Source organism: Salipiger thiooxidans (assembly GCF_900102075.1).
Classification (GTDB): Bacteria; Pseudomonadota; Alphaproteobacteria; order Rhodobacterales; family Rhodobacteraceae; genus Salipiger; species Salipiger thiooxidans.
Window position 1 is genome coordinate 1 of the sequence record NZ_FNAV01000056.1, and the last position, 4,898, is coordinate 4,898.

At 66.3% G+C, this 4,898-nt stretch carries 5 protein-coding genes; 1 reads left to right on the forward strand and 4 read right to left on the reverse strand.

Annotated features, from left to right (window positions below; all coding sequences use genetic code 11):
- Positions 1–232: 232 nt before the first annotated feature.
- Genes BLQ77_RS27900 through BLQ77_RS27910 form a run of 3 tightly spaced genes read right to left on the reverse strand, consistent with a single transcriptional unit; the run spans position 233 to position 3,401 of the window.
- Complete coding sequence (locus BLQ77_RS27900; protein ID WP_089964307.1) at positions 233–1,003, reverse strand: SDR family NAD(P)-dependent oxidoreductase; 771 nt, start codon at positions 1,001–1,003, stop codon at positions 233–235.
- Positions 1,000–2,223, reverse strand: coding sequence for a GDSL-type esterase/lipase family protein (locus BLQ77_RS27905; RefSeq protein ID WP_089964308.1), 1,224 nt, complete (start codon positions 2,221–2,223; stop codon positions 1,000–1,002). The genes BLQ77_RS27900 and BLQ77_RS27905 overlap by 4 nt, the downstream gene beginning before the upstream one ends.
- Positions 2,220–3,401: an MFS transporter gene (locus BLQ77_RS27910; RefSeq protein ID WP_089964309.1), complete on the reverse strand. Its 1,182-nt coding sequence runs from the start codon at positions 3,399–3,401 to the stop codon at positions 2,220–2,222. The genes BLQ77_RS27905 and BLQ77_RS27910 overlap by 4 nt, the downstream gene beginning before the upstream one ends.
- A gap of 105 nt (positions 3,402–3,506) precedes the next feature.
- Here BLQ77_RS27910 and BLQ77_RS27915 point away from each other — a divergent pair, with 105 nt between their 5' ends.
- Entirely contained in the window at positions 3,507–4,328 is an 822-nt protein-coding gene (locus BLQ77_RS27915; protein WP_089964310.1) for a LysR family transcriptional regulator, read from the forward strand.
- Between the two features lie 287 nt (positions 4,329–4,615).
- Here BLQ77_RS27915 and BLQ77_RS27920 read toward each other — a convergent pair.
- Positions 4,616–4,898, reverse strand: a 283-nt coding sequence (locus BLQ77_RS27920; protein WP_165617244.1) for a transposase, incomplete at its 5' end; no start/stop codon positions are given.

Sequence of the window (4,898 nt, forward strand, 5' to 3'; positions counted from 1 at the left end):
CCGCGTGTCGATCAACAGGCCGGATACATATGAGCGACTTCCGAAATCGTGCCAGAAATCATTTGCGAACAGCAGCCGGTACATACATAGGGCCGGTCGCGCCCTGCCACCATGCGCGGCGGCTTGGACTTTGCAAACAATGCTCCCTGCGCATTCCCGCCGTTTGCGGCGCAAACCGCCGCCACGGCGCAGTTTCACCGCATGTTCACAGTTCTGTCATCTCAAGCCATGATCACAGTGTCTCCATCACGCCGCCGTCGACCCGCAGGCTTGCACCGGTGGTTGCCGAGGCCTGCGGCGCGCAGGCATAGACGATCATATGGGCAACCTCTTCGACGCTGGCGGCGCGGCGGATGATGGAACTCGGCCGTGCTTCCATCACGAAATCGGCGGCGACCGTATCAATGTCCTCACCGGTTTCAGCCACGCGGTCCGCGAGCATGTCGCGCAGTCCGTCGCTCAGCGTCGGGCCGGGCAGGACCGAGTTCACCGTGACGCCGGTGCCGGCGAGGCGCTTGGCCAGCCCACGCGCCAGGGCCACGTCTGCCGCCTTGCTCACGCCGTAGTGGATCATCTCTGCAGGAATGTTGAACGAGGATTCCGAGCCGAGCATGACGATGCGCCCCCAGCCGCGCCTGACCATGGCAGGCGCGAGTGCGCGGCTCAGGCGCATGGCGCTCATCACGTTGACCTGCCAGTGCCGGTCCCAAGCTTCGTCGGCGGTTTCAAAGAAGTCACCGGGCTCGAAAATGCCGGCGTTGTTGACGAGGATGTCGATCTCGCCCGCCTCCGCTGCAAGCCGCGCACAGCCTTCCGGCGTGGCGAGGTCGGCGGCGATGCCCCGCGCGCCGATCCCCATGGCCATCCCGGAGACCTGCAGCGCGTTCCGCCCGTGGAGCAGAACCGCCGCGCCGGCCTCCGAGAGCGCTTTGGCTGCGGCCAAGCCGATGCCCTTGGTCGAGCCGGTGACGAGGGCGGTCTTTCCGCTGAGATCAATCTTCATTCTTCCAATCCTTTCATGAGTGTCTCCGCCACGGCGCGGGCCATGGTCCGATTTCCTTCCGCGCCGGGATGCAGGTGATCGCCACTGTCATGGGCCGGGTTCAGGCGCATGTCGTCGCCTGGCGCGCTGAGCAGGCGATCGAAGTCCACCAGACCCTCGTGGAAATCCGCCCGGCGCAGCCAGTCGTTCAGCTCCCTTCGCAGCGCGTCCTTCTCAGGGCTCCAATAGGTCGCCTCCATCGGTGTCTCCGGCAGGGCGCCCGCGAAGGGCGGCACGGTGCCGAGGATCAGCCGCATGCCCTGCGCGTGGGTACGGGCGGCCACCTGCATCAGCCCGGCCTGAAGACGGCTCAGGCTCATCGGCTCTTCCCCCGGTGCAAACAATGTGCCGGGCCAGGCGATATCGTTGGTGCCGATCAGCAGAACCAAGGTATCGGTCCCGGGCACGGCCAGCGCATCGGGCTCCAACCGGGCCAGCACGCTGCGCCCCATGCCGTCGCTCAGCAGGCGGTTGCCGGAGATCCCGGCATTGACCACCGCGATCCCCTCCCCGGCGAGCGCATGAGCGAGGAAATCGGGCCAGCGCGCCATGGCGTCCATCGGGGCGCCGTTGCCGTCTGTGATGGAGTCGCCCATGGCGATCACCACCTGCCGCGCCGGCCGGTCGGACAGGACCATGCTCAGGCTCAGACGCGCCGGAACCTCGGCCCGCACCACCGGGGCGGGCATGTCCGCCTCGATCAGATAGCTGGTCTCACGGGCGTCCCAGTGAAAATCCTCGGCCAGGGCATCCGGCCCATAGGTCAGCGTCACCGCGATCCGGGCTCCCGCCGCAGCCGAAAGGGCGACCGGATCGGAGACGGCCTGCGCCCCCGGAGCGATCACCGTGCCCGTATTGCCGCCGAAAAGAACGGTCCGAGACGCCCCGATATCGGCCGCACCGGTACTGTGGGCCACTGTCACCGCCTCGACCGGCAAGGGATGCGTGCCATGAACATTCGAGAGCACCAGCCGCAGTCTCTCCGCCGGGAAGCCCAGCGTCAATGGCTGCCGGATCGTCGCCCCGGCGATGCGCTCAGGCAGGCCAGTGGCGAAGACGGTGGTATCGCTCCAGACAGGCTGCGGACTGGCCATCCAGGTCGGGGTCCAGCTTTCGGCCAGAGCTGGCGCGGCCAGCGTCATGAAGGTCAGGGCGGCGATGGTGCGCGGGGTCGGGTTCATTTCAGCTCCTTTTCGGGAAGAATCACCAGGGTCAGGGCGGCCAATGGCAGCAGCGCCGCAAGCGGCGGTAGGGTCGGCAGGCCGAAGCCGGCGGAAAGCGCGAGCCCGCCGAGCCAGGCGCCGATGGCATTGCCGAAGTTGAAGGCCGAGATGTTCAGCGTGGCGCCCAGCGTGTTGGTGCCCACGGGGGTACGCGCCATCATACGGGCCTGGAGCGGGGCAAGGGTGGCAAAGGCCAGCAAGCCCATCAGCAGCATCGCGGGGGCCGCCAGTACCGGCAGGGCAAGCCCGAGACGCAGGCCCACAAGTCCCGCAGAGAGACCCGCCAGCACCAGCGGCACCGCGGGGCCGGGCCAGCGGTCTGCCAGCCGCCCGCCCAGCAGGTTGCCACCGACGATACCGAGACCGAAGAGCAGAAGATAAAGCGCAACCCGCGCCTCAGGCACGCCCGCGATGTCGGTCAGCAGCGGGGTGATATAGGTGAAGACCATGAACACCCCGGCATATCCCAGCGCGGTCATGGTGAGCGCGCGGCGCGGCGCCGGCCGCAGGAAAAGCCTCAGTTGCGACAGTTTCAGCGGCGTGCCCGACGCCGTCTGCGGCACGAACAGGGCGATGGCGACAAAGGCCAGCGCACCGATGGCCGCCACCGCCCAGAAGGTGGCGCGCCAGCCGAAGATCTGCCCCAGCCATGTGCCGAAGGGCAGCCCCAGCACGGTGGCCAGCGTCAGCCCGGTGAAGACCACGGCGATGGCCGAGGCCTTGCGATGTGGCGGCACGATGGCCTGCGCCACCACGGAGCCGGTTCCGAAAAACGTGCCATGGGCAAAGCCGGTGATCACGCGGGCCGCCAGCACCAGACCAAAGCCGGGGGAAATGGCGCAGAGCAGGTTGCCGACGGTGAAGATCGCCATCAGCAGCAGCAGCACCGTCCGATGCGACAGACGACTGGCGGCGATCGCCAGAACCGGGCCGCCGAAGGTGACGCCAAGCGCGTAGCCGGTGATCAAGAGCCCCGCCGAGGGCAGGCTGACCCCGAGATCCCGCCCCACCTGTGGCAGCAGCCCCATGATGAGGAATTCCGTCAGCCCGATGCCGAAGGCTCCGATCCCGAGGGCAACGAGAGGGGCAGCTCGTCGCGGGGTATCAGAGCAGGTGTGATCCGTCAGACTCGCCATGCGAATGTCTCCTTGTGTGTTGGAGAGACAATGGCAGCCCGGCTCTTGTGAAATAACTCGCCGGTGGATAACAATTCTTGTGCTTTGAATTCACAGGTTATCGCAATGCGTGACATCAATCGTCTGCAGGAGATGGAGGTTTTCCTCGCCGTCGTCGACGAGGGCAGCTTTTCCGCCGCCGCGCTGGTACGGCAGATGACACCCTCTGCCGTGTCGAAGATGATGACCCGGATGGAACGGAGGCTGGGCGTCACGCTGACGCGGCGCACGACCCGGCACATCCATATCACCGATGAAGGCGCAGCCTTCGCCCGCTCGGCCCGCGGCATCCTCGCCGCGCTCGATCAGGCGGAACGCGAGGTGGGCTGCGGCCCGGTGGCGGGCACGGTGCGGATTGCCACCAGTTCGGCCTATGCCAACCACATCCTCGCGCCGATCCTGCCGCCCCTGCTGCGCCGGCACCCGGAGCTTGAGGTGGAACTGGTGATCGGCGACGGGCTGATCGACATCGGCGGCCAGCCCATCGACCTAGCGGTACGGGCCGGGCCGCTGCCGAACTCGGCGATGAAGGCGCGTTCTCTCGGCGTCAGCGAGGTGATCGCCGTACGGGCCCCCGGCGCGGAGGAGGGGAACCTGGGATTTGCCTATGCCCGCCGCGATCCGATCTGGCGAGAGGCGACCTCACGTGTGCGGGCGACGGATGGCAACACCCTCGCGGCGCTGGCGCTGCACGGCAACGGCACCACCCGGGTGGGTCGTTTCATCGTCCGGGAGGCACTTGCCGATGGCCGGCTGGAACGCGTGGACGAAATCCCCGTGGCCTGCGAGGAATTTCATGTCGTCTACCTCGGCAAGGCAACCGCGCTGCCAGCGCGCGTCTCGACCGTAGTCGAGCATCTGGCGCGCGAAGGGCGGGTCGATAGGTAGCGTCCGGACTGTCAGCGCGCGCATCAGAAGGAAAGGCGTCCACTCCCGGCCCTAATGTATGTACCGGCTGCTGTTCGCAAATGATTTCTGGTACGATTTCGGAAGTCGCTCAAATGTATCCGGCCTGTTGATCGACACGCGGGTCGTGGCCTTGTTGGGGTTACGCACGCGCCATGATCTAGTTAGCGGAAAGGTCAATAATGACCGTCAGGGCCGTCAGATTCTGGGCGCGTAATTGTTCCGTTCCATGCTTTCGATCTGTCGCGAACTCCTCTGGGCGCGCCGGCTCAGATGCCGGCGACAACCTCGTCTCGTGGTGCGTCAAACGCGGTTCTGTGTCTCAGGATGCTCCAGGCCATGCGTGCCAGCTTGTTGGCCGGCGCCACCGCCAGCTTGTTTCTGTTCATTCTTTCCGATGCCCGGCTCAACCAATCGCCAAAGCTGAAGCCAGCCCATCGATTGGCGCGCATCAGGATGACCTTCGCGGCCTGAACGAAGAGCATTCTCAGGTATCGGCTGCCACGTTTGGAAATGCGGCCGAGCACCGTTCGTCCGCCGGTGCTGTATTGT